This window comes from Gammaproteobacteria bacterium (assembly GCA_030680605.1).
GTDB lineage: Bacteria > Pseudomonadota > Gammaproteobacteria > SURF-13 > SURF-13 > JAQBXX01.
In genome coordinates, this window is the sequence record JAUXUQ010000002.1 from 74,548 (window position 1) to 97,625 (window position 23,078).

Below are 23,078 nucleotides of genomic sequence, written 5' to 3' on the forward strand. Positions count from 1 at the left end.
TAGCAGGACAACACTTTCAATACTGAAGGCGCAGGGCTGCGGCCCGGGTGTCAGGAATTATCGCTATGACGTCTGAATCCACTGACCTGACTGCAACTACTCCCACCGTGGTGCCGGTGTTGCCGCTGCGCGATGTGGTGGTGTACCCGCACATGGTCATCCCGCTGTTTGTCGGTCGTGCCAAGTCCATTAAGGCGCTGGAGGCCGCGATGGCGGGTAACAAGCAGGTTCTGCTCGCTGCCCAGAAGAGTGCGGCACTGGACGAGCCCCAGAGCGCCGATATTTACGAGATCGGTACGCTTTCGAGCATCCTGCAGTTGCTCAAGCTGCCTGACGGCACGGTGCGCGTGTTGGTGGAGGGCGGAGAGCGGGCGCGCATACTGCACTTCCTGGACAGTGAAGACTACTTTACGGCACAGGTCGCTACGACCCCAGCCACGCCGATGGATGAGCGCGAGACCGAGGTGCTGGCGCGTTCACTGCTCGACCAGTTTGACCAGTATGTAAAGCTCAACAAAAAGGTTCCGCCGGAGATCATGTCATCGCTCTCCAGCATCGACGACCCCGGTCGTCTGGCGGATACGGTGGCGGCGCACATGACGTTGCGTCTGGAGGAAAAGCAGAACATTCTGGAGATGGTTGAGCCGCGCGGACGGCTGGAGCACCTGATTGGTCTGCTCGAGCGTGAACTTGATCTATTGCAGGTGGAGAAGCGCATCCGTGGGCGTGTCAAGCGCCAGATGGAAAAGAATCAGCGCGAGTACTATCTCAATGAGCAGATGAAGGCGATCCAGAAGGAGCTGGGCGACCTCGACGAGGCTCCAAACGAGCTGGAAGATCTGGCCAGGAAGATCAAGAAATCCGGTATGCCCAAGGAGGCGCGCAACAAGGCCTCGGCAGAGCTCAACAAACTCAAGATGATGTCGCCGATGTCAGCCGAGGCGACCGTGGTGCGTAACTACCTCGACTGGCTGGTCAGTGTGCCGTGGAAAAAACAGAGCAAGACCAGCCATGACCTGGCGCTCGCGGAAGAAGTGCTGGAGGCCGACCACTATGGCCTGGAGAAGGTCAAGGAGCGCATCCTGGAGTACCTGGCCGTGCAGCAGCGCGTCAACAAGCTGAAGGGTCCGATTCTCTGTCTGGTAGGCCCCCCCGGCGTGGGCAAGACCTCGCTGGGGCGCTCGATCGCGCGCGCCACCAACCGCAAGTTTGTACGCATGTCACTGGGCGGCATGCGTGATGAGGCTGAAGTACGCGGCCATCGTCGCACCTATATCGGTTCCATGCCCGGCAAGATCATTCAGAACCTGGCCAAGGTAGGAACACGTAATCCATTGTTTTTGCTTGATGAAATAGACAAAATGGCGATGGATTTCCGGGGCGATCCGGCATCTGCCTTGCTCGAGGTGCTCGACCCCGAGCAAAATCATTCCTTCAACGATCACTACCTGGAGGTTGATTATGACCTGTCCAGCGTGATGTTCGTGGCCACGGCCAATACCCTCAATATCCCTGCGCCACTGCTCGACCGCATGGAAGTGATACGCCTCTCGGGTTATACCGAAGATGAGAAGATCAATATTGCGCAGCGCTACCTGATTCCCAAGCAAATGGGCAGCAACGGGCTGAAGGGCAAGGAGTTGGCGTTCAATGAGGCGGCATTGCGCGATATCATCCGCTACCACACCCGTGAGGCGGGGGTGCGTAATCTGGAGCGCGAAATATCCAAGGTGTGCCGCAAGGTGGTGAAGGAGATTTTACTCAAGCCGGGCAAGCATCGTGCGGTGATTGGTGTGCGTAGTCTGGAGAAGTATCTCGGTGTGCGCCGTTTCCGCTTTGGACGGGCAGAAGAGCATGACCAGATCGGCCAGGTCACGGGGCTCGCCTGGACCGAGGCAGGCGGCGAATTGCTCACGATCGAGGCCGCCGTGGTGGGTGGCAAGGGCAATATTATTCGCACCGGCCAGCTCGGCGATGTCATGAAAGAATCCATTGAAGCCGCGCGGACAGTAGTGCGTAACCGGGCAGCGGTACTGGGCATCGGGAGCGATGTGTTTGAAAAGAGTGATATTCACATCCATGTGCCGGAAGGCGCGACGCCCAAGGATGGCCCCAGCGCGGGTGTCGGTATGTGCACCGCACTGGTTTCCGCACTGACACAGATACCGGTACGTGCCGATGTGGCCATGACCGGCGAAATCACCTTGCGCGGAGAAGTATTGCCGATTGGCGGGCTCAAGGAAAAGTTGCTGGCCGCACACCGTGGCGGTATTACAACAGTCATCATTCCCGAAGAGAATCGCCGGGATTTGACGGAAATCTCCAAAGATGTATTGCAGCGGTTGAATGTTCGCCCGGTACGTTGGATTGACGAAGTGCTTAATATTGCATTGCAATATAAACCTGAACCGTTGTCGGAAAAACCCGCACCAGTAGTGAAGCAGGACAGTTCAGCAGAAAGCAAAGAAGGGAACAATCTCACCAAGCACTGATGCGCCCGGGGCACGAGCGTATTTGCTTGACACGGCTTTCCGGCAGTTGGTATAAAGGCGCAAGCTGTGATGCAGCCGAAGCATGGGCCATACCATATTTAACCAGAGGGAGATCCATCAGTGAATAAATCAGAATTAATCGATGCAGTTGCAGCTTCCGCCGATATTTCCAAGTCTGCGGCGGGCGAAGCTGTAGACTCCGTGATCGCCGCGATTACCAAGGCGCTGAAAAAGGGTGATCAGGTGGCATTGGTCGGCTTCGGCACCTTCCTGGTGCGTAAGCGCGCAGCGCGTAGCGGACGTAACCCGCAGACCGGCGCCACCATCAAGATCAAGGCCGCCAAGGTACCTGCGTTCAAGGCTGGCAAAGCCCTCAAGGATGCCGTAAACTAGGCGGCTTCCTTGGGTGCTTAGCTCAGCTGGGAGAGCGTCGCCTTTACACGGCGAATGTCGGGGGTTCGAACCCCTCAGCACCCACCAGCACAGCTGGGTACCTCATAAAAGTTGCGGAACCGGAGTGTCGGCGGGCAGGGCGGTTACCACAGGCACGTGGTAACGCTGGGCGTTGCCGGTCAAAGGCCGGGCTTTTCGAGGTGACAGCATTTAGGAGTGGTAGTTCAGCTGGTTAGAATACCGGCCTGTCACGCCGGGGGTCGCGGGTTCGAGTCCCGTCCACTCCGCCACTGTATTGTGACGAGAGGGCGCTCTGTTATGGGCGTCCTCTTTTAATTCTCAGGGTTACCGCAGCTTCTTAATTGTATCGGTAGAATCGTCTAATGTTGCAGGCACTTCGTGAGCGCTCCAAGGCTTGGGTCGCACGCGTCATCATTCTCCTACTCATCATTCCGTTTGCGTTGTGGGGCATACAGGAGTATGCCAATCCCAATGCGGCAGTCAGCGTCGCGAGCGTCAACGGCACAGGTATAGACCAGCGCGAGTTTCAGCGGGCGTATGAGCAGGAGAGGCAGCGCCTGCGCAGCCTGCTTGGCAAGGCGTACGACCAACAGTACGCAGACGAAACGCAGGTCAAGCATGCAGTAGTTGAGCGCATGGTCGAGGAAGTATTGATTGGTCAGGCCGCTACGGCCGCCGGTCTGCGGATCAGCGATGCAAAGCTGGCAGAGCAGCTTCACGCCATGCCAGAACTGCTTGACAACGGTATTTTCTCAAAAGGGATGTATGAGCAGCGCCTGCGCGCCATCGGTCTCACCCCGGCAGAGTTTGAGAATCGCCTGCGTCAGGCGCTGCTCAGCGACCAGCTCAACAGCGGTGTGACGTTGAGCGCGGTGGTTGCGCAGCGGGAGTTGGAGCGCATGGTTCGTCTCAGGGAGCAGCAGCGCGAGATCGGTTATATGGTTTTGCCGCTGACGCAGTTTGTCGAGGAGCAGGATCCGGGCGAGGCTGCAATCAGTGCTTATTATCTGGGGCATAGTGAGCAATTTACTGTGCCGGAGCAGGTGAGCATCGAGTATGTCGACCTGGCAGTGACGAACCTCGCGCTCAATATCATGCCTACCGACTCAGACCTGCGCGAATTTTACGATGAGCATGCAGCCAACTATGCCGTGCAGGAGCGCCGCCGTGTGAGCCAGATCGTCATTACTCCTGACCAGGGCGATACCGTGACAATTGACGCGGCGAAAGCCAAGGCTGACTCACTGGTGCAGCGTCTGCGCAAGGGTGAGGCGTTCGCCGAGCTGGCTGTAGAGTTTTCCCAGGATGCTGCCAGTGCCCGGCAGGGTGGAGACCTCGGATTTGTTGCCAGAGGTGTGCTGCCCAAGACGGTGGAGGACGCGCTGTTTGCGCTGCAGCCAGGCGCTGTGAGCGAGCCGGTGCAGGTGGCAGGTGGCTTTCATGTGCTCAAGCTGCTGGAAGTGCAGCCCGCATCCAACAAGAGCTTTGACGCGGTGCGGGATCAGCTCGTACAGGATTATCGGCGCGGCAAGGCCGAGCAGCAGTATTTTGAGAAACTGGAAACCCTTGCCAACCTCGTCTTCGAGCACGCCGACACGCTGGCAGTGGCCGCCCAGCAGTTGGGGCTTGAGATAATGACCAGTGCCTTGTTTCCGCGCAGCGGTGGGGAGGGAATCGCCAGCCATCCCAGGGTCATCAGTGCGGCCTTTGGCGATGAGGTGCTGGCGCGCGGCTTCAACAGCGAGCCGTTGGAGATCGCTGATCATCACAGTGTGGTACTCCGCATCAAGGAGCGTCAGCCTGCCACGGTACGCTCGCTCGCAGAGGCCAGGGCACTCATTATAGAGCGCCTGCGCGAGAAGACGGCACGTGAGCGCACGGAGAAGGCTGGTATGGCGCTACAGCAGCGACTGGCGGCTGGCGAAAGCCCGCAGGTCCTGGCGCAGGAATACAAGCTTGAGTGGTTTGCGCCGGGGCAGATACGGCGGGATGAGAGCAAAATCAATGCGGCTGTGGTGCAAGTAGCCTTCCAGTTGCCGCGACCTGAGCAGGCGTCCAAGGGTGTCAGCGTGGGCGGGGTAGCGCTTGGGTCGGGTGATTATGCGGTCGTGCAGCTGTCCAGCGTGCGCGATGGCAATATGGCCTCGCTGGATGCCCCCACGCGAATGCAGTTGCAGCGTGAGTTGCAGCGCACCTATGCGGCTGTGGAGTATCAGGGCTACCTTGATGGACTCAAGCAGGCTGCCGATATCGTCATACATCCCGACAAGTTGTGAGGATGTCGACCGGGCAGGCTTGCATTTCACCCCCAACAGGAGTACAACTCGCCGCGCCGATGCTGAACTTTTTGGCCAGCGCCGGGGTCAAACACACGGCACAACCAGAATTAAAGTATAGTGCGCATGTTGTCGCTATCGAACTAGGTGAAATAAGGACCGTAGCAGGCAAAAACTTATGCAGGAAGAGTACAAGAGAGGCAAGCAGGACTGCCGTCTGGTCATTGAAAGTGTCAGCGAAGATGGGCGCAAGTTCCGTCCCAGTGACTGGATTGAACGCATTTCAACGGCCCTGGCGAGTTTTGGCCCCGATCACCGTATTCAATACTCCAAGACAGCGCAGCCACGCATTGTGAACGGCGAAAAGTGCCTGGTGGTGGATACGGTGTTGCACGAGAAGGATCCGGTGGCGTTTGAGTATATTCTCAATTTTGCCCGCACCAACCGGCTGAGGATACATGAGGAGTGTGCGGACAGCCCGTGAGCCGGGCGGTCAGGCCATCTGTTTTTCGCGTATTTCCTCAAGAATCTTGCAGTCTATGCACTGCGTGGCGGTAGGGCGGGCCTCCAGCCGGCGGATGCCGATTTCCACACCACAAATATCGCAGTAGCCATAGTCACCCATATCCAGGCTGGTGATCGCTTCATCGATCTTCTTGATCAGTTTGCGTTCGCGGTCGCGGGCGCGCAACTCGAGAGTAATTTCTTCTTCCTGGCTGGCGCGATCGTTGGGGTCGGGGTAGTTGGCGGCCTCATCCTGCATGTGGTGAACTGTGCGATCCACTTCCTCCATGAGTTGACGTTTCCACGCCTGCAGGACACGGCGGAAGTGGTCGGCCTGCTGGCTACTCATATAGGCCTCACCCTTTTTCTCCTGGTAGGGGGAGAAACCCAGCGCTGTGACCTGGGTGGAGGGCGATCTGGCCGATGCAGGCGACGGCATGCGCTTGGGGGCCTGTTTTTTAACGACCGGAGGAGCTTTTTTTACCGCTATCTTTTTTATCACTGGCTTTTTCACCACTATCTTTTTGGTCACTTGGGGGCGGGGCTTGGCGGCCCGTGGGGCAGCTTTGGCGCGCTGTGTACCGGCAGGCTTGGTGGGCTTGCGGGTGGGCCTGGCGACCACCTTGGCCTTGGGCGGCACCACTGTGCGCTGCGCGACCTTCTTGCCGGCCTTGGCCGCAGCCTTCTTGGCTACAGGCTTGGCTTTCACCTTCGCTATCTGCGGGCGGGCCTTGGCGGCTTTTGACTTCGGTGTGGGCATTCACTCCCTCCTAAACACTGCAAACCAACGTTTCTTTATAGCAAATAATCCGGCCGGCCTCAATCACCATCACAGATCGGCCTGCCCCGCAACAGGATGACGGCGTACAGTCAGTCGTATAAGCTTACCGCCTTTTGAGGGTATGGGCCATGGCTGAACTGCAGGCATTGATCTTTGACGTGGATGGCACGCTCGCGGATACCGAGCGCGACGGGCACCGCGTAGCATTTAACCGGGCTTTCGCTGCTGCCGGGCTGGACTGGGAGTGGAGTGTAGACGTGTACGGGGAGTTGCTGGCCGTTACCGGTGGCAAGGAGCGTATGCGCTATTATCTCGACCATTACAACACCACGTTCAAGTGGCCCACCGACCTCGAGGAACTGATCGCCCGTCTGCATGTTGACAAGACGCGCCATTATACTGAAATGCTGGCGGGAGGGAGGATCCCGCTGCGTCCCGGAGTATTCCGTCTGTTGCAGGAGGCGCGCGCCACTGGGCTGCGGCTCGCCATCGCGACCACCACCACTCCGGCCAATGTTGTGGCGCTGCTGGGGTGTGCACAGCCTGCCATTCCGCTCGACTGGTTTGAGGTGATCGCCGCAGGCGATATTGTGCCGGCGAAGAAGCCCGCCAGTGATATTTACGTGTTTGTCTTGCAGAAGATGAGGCTTGATGCCGGGCAGTGTCTGGCGTTTGAGGACTCCGAAAACGGCGTGCGATCTGCCTGTGGTGCCGGGTTGATTACTATCATTACACCCAACGATTACACCCACGATCACGACTTCAGTGACGCCTGCCTGGTGGTGAGTGATCTGGGTGAGCCGGGAGCGCCTTTTCGGGTGCTGCACGCCGAGGCAGCAGTAAACGCGACCCAGGTGGATGTGGCGCTGTTACGTCGGCTGCACGCTGACTGTGGCGGCGGCAGGATGTAAATACCGGGTACCCCGCAGGGCGAGCAAGGCCGCGCCATAGGCCGCCTCGTGTTGTGTGGGTGCCAGCAGCGGCACCCCGAGCAGGCGTGCACGAATGTCACGCCACGGCGCGTTTGCCGCCCCACCCCCCACGCTGCGCACCGTGACGGGATAGGGTGCGCCCAGTTCTGCCAACAGCTGGTACGCGTGCTGTTCGATTTGCGCCATTCCTTCCAGCATACCCTGAAAAAATTCTAGGTCGTCAGCGGGCCGTGGGTGGAGGCGCGGGGCGAGCGCAGGGTCGCTGACCGGAAAGCGCTCACCCGGCGCTATCAGCGGATAGTAGTCGAGGCCGGTGGGTCGCTCGGGGTGCAGGCGCGGTGTCATGGTGGTAATTTGCGCCGGGCTGAAGAAGTGGCGTAAAACTGCGCCGCCGCTGTTGGAGCCCGCGCCCGCCAGCCACAGATCGCCCAGCCGGTGGCTGTACACGCCGGACCTGGGTGCAAAGATGGGTCTTTCCGAGAGTACCTTCATGACCAGGGTGGAACCGAGCGAGGTCACGGCTTCGCCCGCCTTACGTGCGCCGGTAGCGATGAAGGCGGCAGTGCTGTCGGTGGTGCCTGCGACGATACAGGTGCCGGGCCGAAAGCCAAATCGGGAACAGGTGTCGGTGTTGAGCGGGCCGAGATCGGTGCCCGGTGCGACCACTTCCGGCAGCAGCTCCCGGCGCACGCCGAGACGGCTGAGCCAGTCGGGCCAGCGGCGGGCGATGACGTCATAGCCGAGCTTGAGGCAGTTGTGTTCATCACTTACGCCGAGCCGGGCGCCGAGTTTGAAGGCAATCCAGTCCGCCGGTGTCAGCGCATAACGGGCCCGCGGGCCGAGGTCGGCCTGCAGGTGCATGAGCTTGGCGAGAGCGCTGGACGGGCCGTGGGCGCCGCTCTCGGCGGGCGCAACTTCATCGATATAGCTTGCCTCGCACACGCTGCGGGCATCGTTATACATGAGGGCGTCAGCCAGCGGCTCGCCCCAGGCGTTGCACAGCAACAGGGTGCCGGAGGTGCCATCTGTGGCCAGTGCCGTGATCTGCGCTGCCGGGATGTGTTGCAACAGTGCCTGCAGCGCTGTTGTGGCCGCCTGCCACCAGAGAGCGGGGTTCTGCTCTACACAATCACCCTCGCGGCGTGGCACAGGCAGTGGGGCAGAGGCCTGGCCGCGTACCACGCCGGCCGGATCAATGGCGCATACGCGGCAGGCCGAGGTGCCGAGGTCGATGCCTAGATACAGTGGCAAGTGGCGAGTTGCTAGGGAAGGCTCACCGGCGCGGGCGGCGTCCATGCGGGGTCGCGGTGCTCGGCGGTGACCGTGGTATAGATGCCGCCTCGCACGTAGAACTCGGCGCGCACGCGCAGGTAGCGCGGGGCACAGGCACGCGCCAGATCGTCCGTGATGCGGTTGGTGACGGCCTCGTGGAAGGCACCCTCGTTGCGGTAACTCCACAGGTACAGCTTGAGCGATTTGAGTTCCAGGCAGCGCTGGTTGGGCACATAATGGACGTGGAGTGTGGCGAAATCGGGCTGGCCGGTCTTGGGGCACAGGCAGGTAAACTCGGGTACCCGCATCTCGATGGTATAATCCCGCTCTGGCATGGGATTGGGGAAGGTCTCGAGTTCCTTGCTGGGTTGGCTAGGCATATTCCTGCTCATATGATGGTATTGGCCGCCGCAACTGATAGCGGGCTGTGTAATAATAACTCAAATCTCCCACACTTTAGTTCAATGCGTCTGACGAAGATAAAACTGGCCGGGTTCAAGTCGTTTGTGGACCCGACCTCGCTGCATTTGCCGAGCAATCTGGTTGCCATCGTCGGCCCTAACGGTTGCGGCAAGTCGAATATCATCGACGCAGTACGCTGGGTGATGGGAGAGGGTTCAGCCAAGAGCCTGCGCGGTGAATCCATGGCCGATGTGATTTTCAACGGCGCTGCCGGGCGCAAGCCGGTGGGGCAGGCCACCATCGAGCTGGTGTTTGACAACAGCGATGGCGGCCTGGGCGGCCCCTATGCGCAGTACGCCGAGGTGTCGATCCGGCGTCAGGTGGGGCGCGACGGCCAGTCCGACTACTTCCTCAACGGCACGCGCTGCCGGCGGCGCGACATCGTCGATCTGTTTCTCGGCACCGGTCTCGGCCCGCACAGTTACGCCATCATCGAGCAGGGCATGATCTCGCGCCTCATCGAGGCCCGACCGGATGATTTGCGCGTGCTGCTGGAAGAGGCGGCGGGTGTATCCAAGTACAAAGAGCGGCGGCGCGAAACCGAAAACCGCATGGGTCATACGCGCGAGAATCTGGCGCGCATCGGTGATGTGCGTGAAGAACTGGGCAAGCAGCTGGAGCGCCTGCAACGCCAGGCCAACGCCGCCGAGCGCTATCAGCGCCTGAAGCAGGAAGAGCGCCGGCTCAAGGCCGAGTTGATGGCGCTGCGCCAGCGCAGCTTGCAGCATGAGGTCAGCGCACGGGTGCAGGAGACCGCTGAACAGGAAACGGCGCTGGAGGCGCGACTGGCAGATCAGCGCCGGGTTGAGGCCGTCATGGAAAAACAACGTGCCGAACAGACGGGCGCCAATGACGCCTTCAACGTCGCGCAGAAAGATTTTTACAGCATCAGCGCGGAGATCACGCGCTTGGAGCAGGCGTTGCAGCACGCACGCGAGCGGCGTGTGCAACTGGAGCAGGATCAGGCGCAGGTGGAGCGCAGTCTGGCGGAGGCGCAGACCCATCTCGATGCGGATCGCAAGCGGGCCGTGGAGACGGAGCAGGAGCTTGCGGCGCTGGAGCCGGAGTGCGCGGGTGCTGAACAGGTGCAGCGTGCCTCACAGGAGGCGCTGATAGCGGCCGAGCAGACCATGCAGGCCGTACAGGCGGAGTGGGAAACCAGCGCCGGTCGTAATGCGGAAAGCGCACAGCAGATGCAGCTGGCGCGCACCCGCGCCGAGCACGCACAGACCCAGCTGCGTCAGTTGGACGAACAGGCGCAGCGTGTGCAAGCAGATCGCGCCGGTCTGTCATACGGCACATTAGAGCAGGATGTGCAGGGGTTGCAGCAGCAGCTGAGCCGGCATGAGCAGCAGGGGCAGGACTTGCAGCAGGAGGCCGAGACCCTGCAGGCGCGCATCGCCGAGTTGCGCGCACAGCATCAGCGCCTGTCCGGGCAGCTGCAGGCCGAGCGCGAGCAGGCCGAGTCCATGCGCAGCCGGTTGGCATCACTGGAGGCCTTGCAGCAGGAGGCCTTGGGCCAGAACGAGGAATCGGTGTCGGACTGGCTGCGCGCGCGCGGCCTGTCTGATGCGCAGCGACTGGCACAGGGCATCGAGGTGGAGAGCGGTTGGGAGCGGGCACTGGAGGCGGTGCTCGGGTTTCACCTGGGCGCGGTATGTGTGACCGGCTGGGCCGAGATTGCCGCCAGCCTGGAAAGTCTCACCCAGGGTACGCTGGATGTGTTTGATACCACAGTGCGGCCGCAGGCGACTGCGAGCCGTCATGACTTGACGTTGCTCAGTGCCAAGGTGCGTTCGGAGTTAACGCTTGCGGCATTGCTGGCGGATGTGTATGTCGCCGACAGCCTGGTGCAGGCGTTGGCCGTGGCGCCCCGACTGCAGGTGCATGAATCGGTAGTGACGCGCGACGGTGTATGGCTGGGTAATGGCTGGATGCACGCGGTACGCTCCGGTGAGGTCGCCGCCAACAGCGTGTTGCTGCGCGCGCAGGAAATAAAAACCCTCACTCGCGATGTGCGAGCCATCAATGCGCAAGTGACGGAGACCCAGCAGCAACTGGAACAGGCGCGCAGCGGGCTGGAGGCTACAGAGGCCCGCCGTGACACCACGCAGGCTGCGCTCAATCTGGCCCACCGTCAGTATGGCGAAATGGTCGCTGAGACAGGCAACCAGCAAGCGCGGCTGGATCAGTTGCGCGCACACGAGCAGCGCTTGCAGGCTGAAATGGAAGATATCGGTTCGCGTACCGCCCAAGCGCGGGTGGAGTTGCAGGAGGCGCAGGAGCGTATGCTCCTGGCCGAGCAGCAGCATGCACTGCACAGTGCACAGCAAGAGGCATTGGCCGGTCAGCGTGACGCCCGGCGTGCAGCGCTGGAGCAGGCGCGTCTGCAGGCCCATCGCGACCAGGAGGCACTGCACCAGTTGGCGCTGCGCAGTGAATCATTACGCACCGCGCTGGGTGCCGCGCAGCAGAGCCTGGAGCGTACGCAACATCAGTTGGATCAGCTGGCTGCACGGCGTACGGAACTGGAGTCGGCGTTGCATGAAAATGCTGCGCCGACGCAGGCCTACCAGGATGAGCTGGAGCAGGCGCTGGTGAGTCGCACGCAGGCCGAGACGGCGCTGGCTGTGGCGCGGCGCATGCTGGAAGAGATCGAGCATGCGCTGCGCACGCTGGAGCAGGAACGGCACAGTATCGACCAGCAGGTGCAGCAGGGCCGCACCAGTCTTGAGCAGTTGCGTCTGCAGGGGCAGGAATTGCGTGTGCGGGCGCAGGCGCTGGAGGAACAGATTACCGCCGCCGGCTTTGAAACTGCGGTGCTGCTCGCCGAACTGGTGGGAGAGGCTGAAGAGGCGACGTGGCATGAGAAGTTGAGCCAGATTGAGCAGAAAATCCAGCGCCTCGGCGCGATCAACCTCGCTGCGATCGACGAGTTTGCCGAGCTGTCCGAGCGCAAGACCTATCTCGACGCCCAGAATGAAGACCTGTCGCAGGCACTGGCCACACTGGAAGACGCCATCCGCAAGATCGACCGTGAGACGCGGACGCGGTTCAGGGAGACGTTCGAGAAGGTCAACACCGGCTTGCAGGCCATGTTCCCGCGCCTGTTCGGTGGCGGGCATGCGTATCTGGAGTTGGTGGGTGACGAGCAGCTGACCACCGGTGTGACGGTGATGGCCCGCCCGCCGGGCAAACGCAACAGCACCATACATCTGTTGTCCGGCGGCGAGAAGGCGCTGACCGCGCTGGCACTGGTGATGGCGATTTTCGAACTGAACCCGGCGCCATTCTGCATTCTGGACGAGGTGGATGCCCCGCTGGATGAGGCCAATGTTGGCCGCTTCTGCCAGCTTATCAGCGAGATGTCGCAGCGTATCCAGTTCATCTATATCACGCATAACAAGGCCAGCATGGAAATGGCGCACCAGTTGACGGGTGTCACCATGCAGGAACCCGGCGTGTCGCGGCTGGTGGTCGTGGACGTGGATGAAGCCGTGCAGCTGGTCGCAAGCTGAGTTGTGGTTGCGGCAGGCAAGGGCCTTGAAGATATATTGGTGACAGCAACGATCACTGCCTGAACTGCGGAGAGACATTGCATGTTGAGCCTGCGCATGATTTTGATACTGCTTGGCGTGTTGCTGGTTGCCGGGCTGTATGTGTGGGAAAGGCGCAGGCGTCGTGAGACACAGCAGGCGTATACGGACGCGCCAGCAGAGACCCCCCTTGCTGCACCGCCTGCACTGTCCGACGGAGGACCCGGCCTCATTGTGACCTTGCACATCATGGAGCCGGAGGGGCGCCCCTTGCGCGGGCCGGATATTATGGCTGCCGCCAACAAGAGCGGGCTGGTCGCGGGTGCGCGTCGTATCCTGCATCACATGTCTGCCGACACTCCGGCCCGCGCTGTGTTCAGCGTTGCGAGCATGCGTGAACCCGGCAGTTTTGACTGGGAGCGTATCGACACATTTTCCACCCCCGGTCTGGTGGTATTCATGTGCCTGCCGGGTCCGGCGGACGCGCTCGCCATGTATGAAGACATGATCGATCATGCGCGACGCCTGGCGCATGCCCTGGAGGCTGAGGTGTACGACGAGCGGCGCAGTGTGCTGACCCTGCAAACGGTGGAGCATACGCGCGAACAAATCCGGGACTTCAACCGCAGACTGCTGCTGGCGCAGAAACAGCAGGGTCATTGAGATGCAGTCGCTGTGACCGCCAGAGACGTCAGACGCCGGGTAGAAGATCTGCGCCAGCAGATCAACCATCACAATTATCTCTACTGCGTGCTGGATGCGCCGGAGATATCCGATGCCGAATATGACCGCCTGTTGCGTGAGTTACAGACGCTGGAACAACAGCATCCGGCACTGGTAACACCGGATTCGCCCACCCAGCGCGTCGGAGCTGCACCACTCATAAAATTCGGTGAGGTGCAGCATGCCATCCCCATGCGCTCGATCAAAAATGCCTTCAGCGAGCAGGAGGTGCTGGATTTTGACCGTAGTGTGCGTAAATCGCTGCAAGTGGATGTGGTGGAATACAGTGCCGAACCCAAGCTTGACGGTCTTGCTGTCAGTCTGGTGTATCAGGACGGCGTATTTGCCCGGGGCGCCACGCGCGGTGACGGGGTGGTCGGCGAAGACGTGACGCAGAACCTGCGCACCATTAACGCCATTCCATTACGCCTCTATGGCAGCGGATACCCTGCTCTGCTCGAGGTGCGCGGCGAGGTGTATTTGCCTAGGGCCGCGTTCGAGGCGCTGAACATGGACGCACAGGCGCGGGGTGAAAAAACATTCGTCAACCCGCGCAACGCGGCGGCGGGCAGCCTGCGTCAGCTCGATCCAAAAATCACTGCGCTCAGGCCGCTGGCATTTTTCTGTTACGGCGTGGGCGCAGTGGAGCGTGGGAAGCTGCCCGACGAGCATAGCGCAATCCTCGCACAGTTGCGCGACTGGGGCCTGCCGGTGGCGCATGAGCAGAAGAAGGTGGTGAGCGGCGTTCAGGGCTGCCTGGATTACTATCGTGATATGGCCGCGCGCCGTAACCGCCTGGAATATGACATCGATGGTGTGGTGTACAAGGTCAACCGTCTTGATCAGCAAGAGATGCTCGGTTATACGTCACACCATCCCCGTTGGGCGTTGGCGCACAAATTCCCCGCGCAAGAAGAAAACACTGAGGTGCTCGGTATCGATGTGCAGGTGGGTCGTACAGGGGCGCTGACGCCGGTGGCGCGCCTCAACCCCGTGTTTGTCGGCGGCGTCACTGTGAGCAATGTCACCCTGCACAATCAGGATGAAATCGATCGTCTCGACGTGCGCGTCGGCGACAGCGTGATCGTGCGCCGGGCGGGTGACGTAATACCACAGATCGTAGGCGTGCTGCACGCGCGACGCATACAAGGCGCTCAGCGCTTTCGCCTGCCCAGGCACTGTCCGGTCTGTGGGGCGGACGTGGTGCGCGCCGAGGACGAGGTGGTGGCACGATGCAGCGGTGGGCTGTATTGCCCTGCCCAGCGCAAGGAAGCCATCCTGCATTTTGTCTCGCGCCCCGCCCTGGATGTCGAAGGTATCGGCGAGAAACTGGTAGATCAACTGGTAGAGCAGAAACTGGTCGAAACTCCTGCCGATCTCTATGCGCTCACAGAGGAGCAACTGGCCGGGTTGGAGCGCATGGGAGAGAAGTCAGCGGCCAATGTGGTCGCCGCGCTGGAGAACAGCAAGGCCACGACACTTGCCCGTTTCCTGTACGCGCTGGGTATCCGCGAAGTGGGCGTGGCGACCGCACTTGCGCTGGTACAACACTTTGGCGATCTCGATGCACTTATGCGAGCCGACACGGCAACACTGCAACAGGTACCCGATGTGGGGCCGGTGGTCGCCGCCCACATCACGGCCTTCTTCCATCAAGCCCATAATCGAGAAGTGATAGAGCGCCTGCGTGAAGCGGGTGTGCATTGGCCAGCAGTCAAACTGCACCGCAGTTCGGCGCTGGCCGGTAAAAGCTTTGTGCTGACGGGTACGCTGGAGACGCTGACGCGGGAGGAGGCTAAGGAAAAGCTACAGGCCCTGGGCGCCAAGGTCAGCGGCAGCGTATCGTCTAAAACCAATTATCTGGTGGCAGGCGCCGACCCCGGCTCCAAGCTCGATAAGGCCCGCGCCCTCGGTGTCGAAATTCTGGACGAGACAGCGCTGCTGAAAATGTTGCAGGCGTAAAAAACAGGGAGGGATGCCATGGAGTTTATTTTGCTTACTTCGGGGTGTCAATCGTTGCACGGGCAGGCGCTGCGGGCTTCGCCTCCTGTGCTAAGAGGGCGCTGACTGCTTAAAACCCAGCCTTGATATTGCACTTGGTTCGCGGCACGATGCGATTATGAGTATACTTTTCCTATGGCTTAGTTAGGCCCCTGCCTAAGACAGCAACCGTGACGGCCGGAGACCGAATACGGATGAAAGAGTGGGGACGGGTCAATGCGGACAAGCCACACCTCTGGAAGGCTGACATCGCGGCTTCCGTTGACCGGTTCAACCAGTGGTTCATGCGCTTCGCACCCGAGGCGTTCCGCTCGACGCGAATTAAAACTACAGTACATGTCAAAGCTGCACTACTTGCAACACGTGACCTGCGCAGTATTGACGCAGCGACGCTCAAGCTTGATCCAAGTGCGCTGTCAACGCTCCGCATGTGTACGGCCCCGCCGCTGGCCGTGGATCGCTTGATTGGCTTGGCCGATGCTAGCAAGAACCTTGTTGGTCGGATGGAAGATGGCAGGCTCCCGACCAAAATGAGCGCGGCCACTTTAGATGCGGAGTTGAGGAAACTCTGCCGTATCATCTCAAGGCTGTTAGACCGCGACGCCCCCCGCGTAGCCGTAGGGCCGGATGTTTTGTCGGAGTCTGCGCGTGAGCGCGGGTGGAGACAAAATAGGAGGCACCCGACACGGCGTCAAGTCACTGTAGGAGCCATGGCGCGACCCGAAGAGGCGCGCCGTGAATTCGTAATAGACGCTTCCCAGCTCTTCCGGATATATTGTTGCATTATGTTGGCTGGCCTCGTGCCACAAGGCGGAAGATGAAGAAAGCGTTATTCAGCCTGGCCGCACGGCGTTTTTAACGCAAATTGGAATAAGTCAGGGATCGAACCCTTAACTTGGCTGGGCAGTCTTGGCGAGTTTCAGCCCCACCTTCGTGATCACGTCGTGGTCAATCTCCCGCACCGTGATGGTGATGCTCCCCCATGCCACCCGATCCCCGACAACAAGCTTGCGGTTGAGCCGGCGTCCCACCAGTTCCGCCAAGGTCAAGGGCTGCTCATCCGGTTCCAGGGCAGCGCCATAAATTGCCGCCACGTCGGCTGCGCGGGCTGATCCGTTCAACACAAACTCCCCGAAGAAACGCTGCGTGGAGAGCGGGCCTTCAATTGGCAGCCGGGCGAAAGCACGCGCCAGCTTCTCATAGTCTCCTCCCACAGCTATCACCACGGCTACGTCGCCGACCATGTACTCCGTCTTCTTACCCGGAAACACGAGTTGCCCCCCGCGGGCGAGGGCGACACATACCGCCGGGGTCTCCGGCATAACGCTCCCCAGCAGTTCATTGACGCGGCGACCGATGCATGGCGCATCCGCTTCGACGGGAATCTGGAGCAAGTCGGCGGGCCGGGAGAGCGGGAGCGCCAGTTCGGTGCGATCAATGGGCTCCGTCTGCTGGGGTACCTGCACACGAAACAGGCGCGCAATCCAGGGCATCGTCGAGCCTTGCGCCACAAGTGATACCAGGACTACAGCGAAAGCCACATGGAATAACAGCGCTGAATCCTTGATTCCCGCCATCACGGGAAACAGGGCCAGCACGATGGGCACCGCGCCGCGCAGCCCCACCCAGGCGATGAAGCCCACCTCGCGGCGCGGAAAATGAAACGGCAGCAGGCTCAGCCAGATGGCGACGGGACGGGCGACCAGCATCAGAAAGACGGCTACGAGGACGGCGCCGGGCGCGTCCACCCATAGCTTGGTGGGTGTCACCAGCAGCCCCATCACGAGAAACATGCCGGCCTGCGAGAGCCAGGCGAGGCCGTCCATGACCCGCAACACATGCACGGTGGCGTGAGAGCTCCGATTGCCGATCAGCAGCCCGGCCAGATAGATGGCCAGAAAACCGCTGCCGCCCAGAAGATTCACCGCCGCGAATAGCGCCAGACCTCCTGAGGCGATGAGCAGGGCATAGAGACCTTCGGCGAGACGCACCCGTTCCAGCAAGCGCGCCAGCAGGAATCCGCCCACTACCCCGCCCGCCGCGCCCAGTCCGAACTGCTGGACGAAGCTCCAGAGCAAGTCCATGGGCCCCGGCGATTGTCCTGCCTTGATCCACTCGACCATGACAATCACCAGGAAAATCGCCATCGGGTCATTTGCGCCGGATTCGATTTCCAGCGTTGACCTCACACGCTCGTTGAGCCGGAGACCACTTTGGCGCAGCAACGAGAACACCGCCGCCGCGTCGGTCGAACCCACGATGGCCCCGATCAGCAGGCCGTAACGCCAATCCAGACCAAGCACCCATACCGCAAATGCAGCCACCAAACCAGCCGTGGCGACGACGCCGAACGTCGCCAGCGCCAGGGCCGGGCGCAGGGCGACGCGGAAGGTCTGCATATTCGTCCGCAGTCCCCCATCGAGCAGGATGATGGCGAGTGCCAAGTTGCCGATGAAGAACGCGGTTTGGAAATCGCTGAACTGGATGCGCCCGGGGCCATCTTCACCGGCAAGCATTCCCACGCCGAGAAAGATCAGCAGCAACGGCAGGCCAAGCCGGGTCGCCAGCAGGCTCGCGAGCACACTCACGAACAACAGCAGGCCGATCAATAAAAGGAGAGTATTGGTTGTTTCCATCCCTAAGGGTAAGCCGCAGAGGAACTCGGTTCGATTGCCGCAGAAACATGCGGCCTGAGCTGATCCTATGCCAAGCTTGACATAGAAAGCCACTCGTCGCCAGAATGTGTACTGGGCCGCTCGCCGTTGAACCAGCGAGTGTCTGGATGGAATGAAATGAAATCCAGGAATAAAATGAGGCCCGCAAAATCAATGGGCCAGACTCTGAGCCCTTTAATGCCTCCCTGCTGAAAATGCTGCGGGCATAAAAAACCGGCAAGCTGCGTGTACAGCCTGCCGGTTATCAGTGGAGTGTTATTTGTCGGCTTCGGTCGGTGGTGCGTCAACCGCTGCGGGGGCAGGTTCTGCTGGCTTCGCGGCCGGTGCGTCCTTGATCTCGATCTTGGCTTTGCTCTTGAGCGTGGCGAGATAGGTTTCGACCTCCTTGTTCTGGAGAATAGAGCGCACGTTGTCCTTCACCTTTTCGAATTCCGGCGGCTGGATGTCGCGCGTGTCTTCCAGCTTGATGATGTGCCAGCCAAACTGCGTCTGCACCGGGGTCTTGGTGTAGGTGTCTTTTTCCATGGTCTTTACGGCATCACCAAAGGGTTGCACCATCTGCCCGGCTTCAAACCAGTTCAGATCGCCTCCTTCCTTGGCGGAGCCAGTATCCTGAGACTTCGCCTTGGCGAGTGCGGCAAAGTCGCCACCCTTGTCGAGCTGGGCAATCAGGTCGTTGGCTTCGTCCTCGGTCTTAACCAGAATGTGGCGTGCGCGATACTCCTTGCTGGTCATGGCGCCTATGCGGCTTTCATACTCCTTGCGCATGGCTTCGTCGGTGAATTTGGTAGATTCGATGTGATCGCTGATGACGGCGCCCGCAAGGATATTGCGCGTCTGGTTGGCGATTTCAGCGGCGATATCGGGTTTCTTGTCCAGGCCTTTCTTTACCGCCTCGTCGTAGATCAGCTCGCGGTTGATGAGTTCTTCAAGTGTTGCCTTGCGGTCTGCGGCAGCGTCATCGGTCGCCGGGCGGGACATGGCGCGCTGCTGCGCGTAGGCATCGTAGGCCGCTTGGGTGATGGCGACGCCATTGACGACTGCAACGGTGGCAGTGCCGCCGGATGTGCTCTCTGGTTTGTTGTCGCAGGCGGAGATGAACGCCGTGCTGAACAGGACGGTGGCGAGTGCGATGGTTTTCATGGGTGACATGGTTAATCCTTGCTGGAGTCAAATTCTTCGGGGGTCAACGCCCGTATGCTGAGCGCGTGAATTTCTGAGTGCATCTCGCGCGCCAGCGCATCATATACCAGTCGATGGCGTGCGAGCAGCCCCATGCCGGCGAAAGCCTTGGCCACGACGGTGACGTTGAAGTGGCCGCCGCCTGCCAGGGCGCCGGCATGGCCGGCATGTTTATGGCTTTCGTCGCTGATGGCAAGGTGCGCGGGCGTGAGTGCTGCGGTCAGGCGAGTCCGGATCATGTCGATGCGGGCAGTGGTCACTACGGCAGCACCTGTTTGAAGGGCCGCACCGTGACACGGGCATAAACGCCAGCGCTGCAATACGGGTCGGCGTCGGCCCAGGCCTGCGCCTCGGCGAGCGAGCCGAATTCGGCGACGATCAGGCTGCCACTGAAGCCTGCTGTGCCGGGGTCGGGGCTGTCGATGACGGGGTGCGGGCCGGCCAGCACCAGCCGTCCGGCATCGCGCAGTGCATTCAACCGCGCGAGGTGGGCGGGGCGGGCAGCGGCGCGTAGCGCGAGGCTGTCCGGCACATCTTCTCCGTAGATGGCGTAGAGCATGGTGCTATTTTTCGTCCGTAGGGGGTTGCAGGTAGCGCGACAAATACACCGATTGCAGGATAACAAACAGCAGCGTCAGACCCACGATGCCAAACAGCTTGAAATTGACCCAGGTGTCGGTATCGAAGCTGTACACCACATACAGGTTAATGAAGCCGAGCATGCAGAAGAACACGGTCCAGCTGATATTGAGCCGTGTCCAGAGCTCGGCGGGCAGTGTCATGCTGCCACCCATCATGCGCTGGGTAAGATTTTTGCTGCCCAGGTACTGACTGCCAAGAAAGGCCGCCGCGAACAGCCAGTTCAGCACCGTGGGTTTCCATTTGATGAACATCTCGTCCTGCAGCAACAGGGTGGCGCCGCCGAACACCACAATCAGCGCCAGGGTGACGAGATGCATGTTTTCAAAGCGCCGGTGCTTGAGCCAGAAACCGCCGACCTGCACAAAAGAGGCGACAATGGCTACGGCGGTGGCGACATAGATGTCGTAAACCTTGTAGGCCGCAAAGAACAGCAGAATCGGAAATAGATCAAACAGGAATTTCATGGCGTTATTTTAGCAGGGACAGCGGGTGATGTTACGGCGGCAGCAGGCTTTTTAAGCGATATAAGGTTTCGAGTGCCTCACGCGGCGTAAGTTCATCGGGTTTGAGCGCGTGCACGGCCTCGCTCAAGGCAGCCGGTGGCGCGGGTGTGAGCAGTGGCAGCTGGCTGCTGCTGTGCGCAGGCGGCATTTGCCCACCCTGTTCGAGAGCGTACAGGCGCTGTTTGGCCTCGGCGATCACCGCCTGCGGTACGCCGGCCAGCGCCGCCACCTGCAGGCCGTAGCTCTGATTGGCCGGGCCTTCCTTGACGGCGTGCAGGAATATTATGCTGTCGCCGTGCTCCGCTGCGTCGAGGTGCACGTTGGCGCAGGCAGGCAGCTGCTCGGGCAGGGTGGTCAGCTCGAAGTAGTGGGTGGCAAACAGGGTGTAGGCGCCCAGCCGTGCGGCGAGATAGTGGGCCGAGGCCCAGGCCAGCGACAGGCCGTCGAAGGTGCTGGTGCCGCGCCCGACCTCATCCATCAGTACCAGACTGTCGCGGGTGGCGTTGTGCAGGATGGTGGCGGTCTCGGTCATTTCAACCATGAAGGTGGAGCGCCCGCCGGCCAGATCGTCGGAACTGCCGATGCGGGTGAAGATACGGTCGATGGGGCCTATCGTCGCCCGCGCCGCAGGCACGTAACTGCCGATGTGCGCCAGCAGCACGATGAGCGCAATCTGGCGCATGTAGGTGGATTTGCCGCCCATGTTGGGGCCGGTGATGATGAGCAGGCGGCGGCTGTCTTTGAGTTCGATATCATTCGGCACAAACGGTGTGTCGAGTGACGCCTCCACAATCGGGTGACGCCCGTCAGCGATGGTAATGCCTGCTGTGTCGCTGAGTTCCGGCGCGCGCCAGTCCAGCGTATCCGCGCGTTCGGCGAGTGTGGCGAGCACGTCCATCTCGGCCAGCGCGGCGGCGCACTGTTGCAGTGGAGCGAGCTGGGTAACGAGTTCTTCCAGCAGTTGCTCGTACAGCATTTTTTCGCGTGCCAGTGCGCGTTCAGCGGCGGAGAGGGCCTTGTCTTCGAAGCTTTTCAGTTCCGGCGTGATGTAGCGTTCGGCGCCCTTCAGCGTCTGGCGGCGCTGGTAGTCGTCAGGAATCTTGGCGGACTGGGCGCGACTGACTTCAATGTAATAACCGTGCACGCGATTGTAATTCACCTTGAGGGTGGCGATGCCGGTGCGCTCACGCTCACGCGCCTCCAGTGCCAGGAGATAGCCGCCGGCGTTTTCGCGTAATTCGCGCAACTCATCCAGTTCGGTATCGAAGCCGGGTGCGAGGACGCCGCCATCGCGAATCAGCATCGGCGGGTTTTCCACCACCGCGCGCAGCAGTTGCTGGTGCAGGGCGGCATGATCGCCCAGCTGCTGTGCCAGTGCCGCGATGCGTGGTGCATCGAGCTGAACCAGCAGTGCCTGAACTGCAGGCAGCAGATCCAGCGCAGTGCGCAGTTGCGCGAGATCGCGCGGGCGCGCCGATTTGAGTGCCACCCGCGCCAGGATGCGTTCGATATCGCCGATGCCGCGCAACAGTTCATGCAAGGGCAGGTAGCGCCGATCGTCGAGCAGCACGCCGAGGCTGTGCTGACGCAGACGCAGCACTGTGCGGTTGCGTAACGGCCGGTGGATCCAGCGCTTGAGCAGGCGGCTGCCCATGGCGGTGGCCGTGCGGTCGAGCACGCCGCAGAGGGTGTGTTCATGCGCCCCCGACAGGCTGAACTCAAGCTCCAGGTTGCGACGGCTGGCGGCATCGAGCAGCAGGGTGTCGCTGCGGTTTTCCAGGCTGAGCGTGTGCAGATGGGGCAGGCGGCTGCGCTGGGTATCCTGGACGTAGGCCAGCAGGGCGCCAGCGGCAGCAATGCCCAGCAGTGCCTGCGCGCAGCCAAAACCGGCCAGATCGCGGGTGCCGAATTGCGTGCACAGCAGGCGGGTGGCGGTGTCGAGATCGAAGTGCCACGGTGCCACCCGCCGCACGCCGCGCCAGCCGTCGAGCACTGCGGTGGGGCCCAGGGTCTCGTTCACCAGTATTTCCGCCGGGCGCAGGCGCTCGAGTTCGATGGCCAGTGCTTCTTCCCCCTCCAGTTCAAGCAGGCTGAAGCGGCCACCTCCCAGATCGAGCGCCGCCAGCCCGAACCTCCCCTGCTGGGCATGCAGGCACACAATCAGGGCGTCGCGCCGCTCCTCCAGCAGGGCCTCGTCGGTGACCGTGCCGGGGGTGATGATGCGCGCCACCTTGCGTTCTACCGGGCCCTTGCTCTTGGTCGGGTCGCCGACTTGTTCACAGATGGCGACTGACTCCCCGGCGCGTACCAGCCGCGCCAGATAGGCGTCGGCGGCATGGTAGGGGACCCCGGCCATCGGGATCAGTGCGCCGCCCGACTGGCCGCGGGCGGTGAGGGTGATATCGAGCAGGCAGGCGGCCTTGCGCGCATCCTCGAAAAACAGTTCGTAGAAGTCCCCCATGCGGTAAAACAGCAGCGTATCCGGGTGCTCGGCCTTGATGCGCAGGTATTGCTGCATGACGGGGGTGTGCTGCACCCCGGGGGCGTCGGGTTTGTTCATCCTGTCAGTGTAGCGAAACTGTGGGCGCCTTGTCTGTCCGGTATCGGTTTTGCGCCAAGCCCGGTCTGGCGCGGCAGAGTGGGTTATTGCTTGAACCAGCAGGGGATTTTTTGTATAGTAGCT

The 23,078-nt window shown here is 61.1% G+C and carries 17 protein-coding genes and 2 tRNA genes; 10 read left to right on the forward strand and 9 right to left on the reverse strand.

Translation table 11 applies throughout. From position 1 onward, the window contains the following. Positions 1 to 65: 65 nt before the first annotated feature. The 6 genes from lon (at position 66) to Q8L89_01840 (ending at position 5,666) form a co-directional block, all read left to right on the forward strand. Entirely contained in the window at positions 66 to 2,492 is a 2,427-nt protein-coding gene (gene lon, locus Q8L89_01815; GenBank protein ID MDP1707802.1) for an endopeptidase La, read from the forward strand. 120 nt (positions 2,493 to 2,612) lie between these two features. Continuing rightward, positions 2,613 to 2,885 carry an HU family DNA-binding protein gene (locus Q8L89_01820; protein MDP1707803.1) on the forward strand — a complete coding sequence of 91 codons (273 nt, stop codon included), beginning with the start codon at positions 2,613 to 2,615 and terminating at the stop codon, positions 2,883 to 2,885. An 11-nt stretch (positions 2,886 to 2,896) separates the two neighbouring features. Beyond that, positions 2,897 to 2,972, forward strand: a tRNA-Val gene (locus Q8L89_01825). 126 nt (positions 2,973 to 3,098) lie between these two features. Further along, positions 3,099 to 3,175: transfer RNA gene (locus Q8L89_01830), tRNA-Asp, on the forward strand. Positions 3,176 to 3,268: 93 nt separating this feature from the next. Continuing rightward, positions 3,269 to 5,182: a SurA N-terminal domain-containing protein gene (locus tag Q8L89_01835; protein MDP1707804.1), complete on the forward strand. Its 1,914-nt coding sequence runs from the start codon at positions 3,269 to 3,271 to the stop codon at positions 5,180 to 5,182. A 178-nt stretch (positions 5,183 to 5,360) separates the two neighbouring features. After that, complete coding sequence (locus Q8L89_01840; GenBank protein MDP1707805.1) at positions 5,361 to 5,666, forward strand: DUF3579 domain-containing protein; 306 nt, start codon at positions 5,361 to 5,363, stop codon at positions 5,664 to 5,666. Between the two features lie 9 nt (positions 5,667 to 5,675). Here the strand turns inward: Q8L89_01840 and dksA are convergent, their stop codons facing one another. Continuing rightward, on the reverse strand, positions 5,676 to 6,446 hold the full coding sequence (gene dksA / locus Q8L89_01845) for an RNA polymerase-binding protein DksA (protein ID MDP1707806.1): 771 nt from the start codon (positions 6,444 to 6,446) through the stop codon (positions 5,676 to 5,678). A 149-nt stretch (positions 6,447 to 6,595) separates the two neighbouring features. Between dksA and Q8L89_01850 the strand changes: the two genes are divergently transcribed. Further along, positions 6,596 to 7,378: an HAD family hydrolase gene (locus Q8L89_01850; GenBank protein ID MDP1707807.1), complete on the forward strand. Its 783-nt coding sequence runs from the start codon at positions 6,596 to 6,598 to the stop codon at positions 7,376 to 7,378. On the opposite strand, the gene Q8L89_01855 is transcribed toward Q8L89_01850, so the two are convergent. Together Q8L89_01855 and queF are read right to left on the reverse strand one after the other, a co-directional pair. Beyond that, positions 7,337 to 8,650 (reverse strand): FGGY-family carbohydrate kinase, encoded by a 1,314-nt coding sequence (locus tag Q8L89_01855; GenBank protein MDP1707808.1) that lies wholly within the window; start codon positions 8,648 to 8,650, stop codon positions 7,337 to 7,339. The two genes, Q8L89_01850 and Q8L89_01855, sit on opposite strands and share 42 nt — an antisense overlap. Before the next feature lie 11 nt (positions 8,651 to 8,661). Beyond that, positions 8,662 to 9,051, reverse strand: a complete 390-nt coding sequence (gene queF / locus Q8L89_01860) for a preQ(1) synthase (GenBank protein ID MDP1707809.1) — start codon at positions 9,049 to 9,051, stop codon at positions 8,662 to 8,664. An 84-nt stretch (positions 9,052 to 9,135) separates the two neighbouring features. Between queF and smc the strand changes: the two genes are divergently transcribed. From smc to ligA, 3 genes are all read left to right on the forward strand, one after another. Further along, positions 9,136 to 12,651: a chromosome segregation protein SMC gene (gene smc, locus Q8L89_01865; protein ID MDP1707810.1), complete on the forward strand. Its 3,516-nt coding sequence runs from the start codon at positions 9,136 to 9,138 to the stop codon at positions 12,649 to 12,651. Between the two features lie 81 nt (positions 12,652 to 12,732). Next, positions 12,733 to 13,332, forward strand: coding sequence for a cell division protein ZipA C-terminal FtsZ-binding domain-containing protein (locus Q8L89_01870; protein ID MDP1707811.1), 600 nt, complete (start codon positions 12,733 to 12,735; stop codon positions 13,330 to 13,332). 12 nt (positions 13,333 to 13,344) lie between these two features. Next, positions 13,345 to 15,354 (forward strand): NAD-dependent DNA ligase LigA, encoded by a 2,010-nt coding sequence (gene ligA, locus Q8L89_01875; protein MDP1707812.1) that lies wholly within the window; start codon positions 13,345 to 13,347, stop codon positions 15,352 to 15,354. Between the two features lie 929 nt (positions 15,355 to 16,283). Here the strand turns inward: ligA and Q8L89_01880 are convergent. From Q8L89_01880 to mutS, 6 genes are all read right to left on the reverse strand, one after another. Next, the gene (locus Q8L89_01880) at positions 16,284 to 18,029 is read right to left on the reverse strand and encodes a potassium/proton antiporter (GenBank protein MDP1707813.1); all 1,746 of its coding nucleotides are present in this window, start codon (positions 18,027 to 18,029) and stop codon (positions 16,284 to 16,286) included. 294 nt (positions 18,030 to 18,323) lie between these two features. Then, entirely contained in the window at positions 18,324 to 19,220 is an 897-nt protein-coding gene (locus Q8L89_01885) for a peptidylprolyl isomerase (protein ID MDP1707814.1), read from the reverse strand. A 2-nt stretch (positions 19,221 to 19,222) separates the two neighbouring features. Then, positions 19,223 to 19,489, reverse strand: a complete 267-nt coding sequence (locus Q8L89_01890; protein MDP1707815.1) for a BolA family protein — start codon at positions 19,487 to 19,489, stop codon at positions 19,223 to 19,225. Between the two features lie 20 nt (positions 19,490 to 19,509). Then, positions 19,510 to 19,809, reverse strand: coding sequence for a YciI family protein (locus Q8L89_01895; GenBank protein MDP1707816.1), 300 nt, complete (start codon positions 19,807 to 19,809; stop codon positions 19,510 to 19,512). 4 nt (positions 19,810 to 19,813) lie between these two features. Continuing rightward, the gene (locus tag Q8L89_01900) at positions 19,814 to 20,356 is read right to left on the reverse strand and encodes a septation protein A (protein MDP1707817.1); all 543 of its coding nucleotides are present in this window, start codon (positions 20,354 to 20,356) and stop codon (positions 19,814 to 19,816) included. 31 nt (positions 20,357 to 20,387) lie between these two features. Beyond that, positions 20,388 to 22,955: a DNA mismatch repair protein MutS gene (mutS, locus tag Q8L89_01905; GenBank protein MDP1707818.1), complete on the reverse strand. Its 2,568-nt coding sequence runs from the start codon at positions 22,953 to 22,955 to the stop codon at positions 20,388 to 20,390. Positions 22,956 to 23,078: the final 123 nt, after the last annotated feature.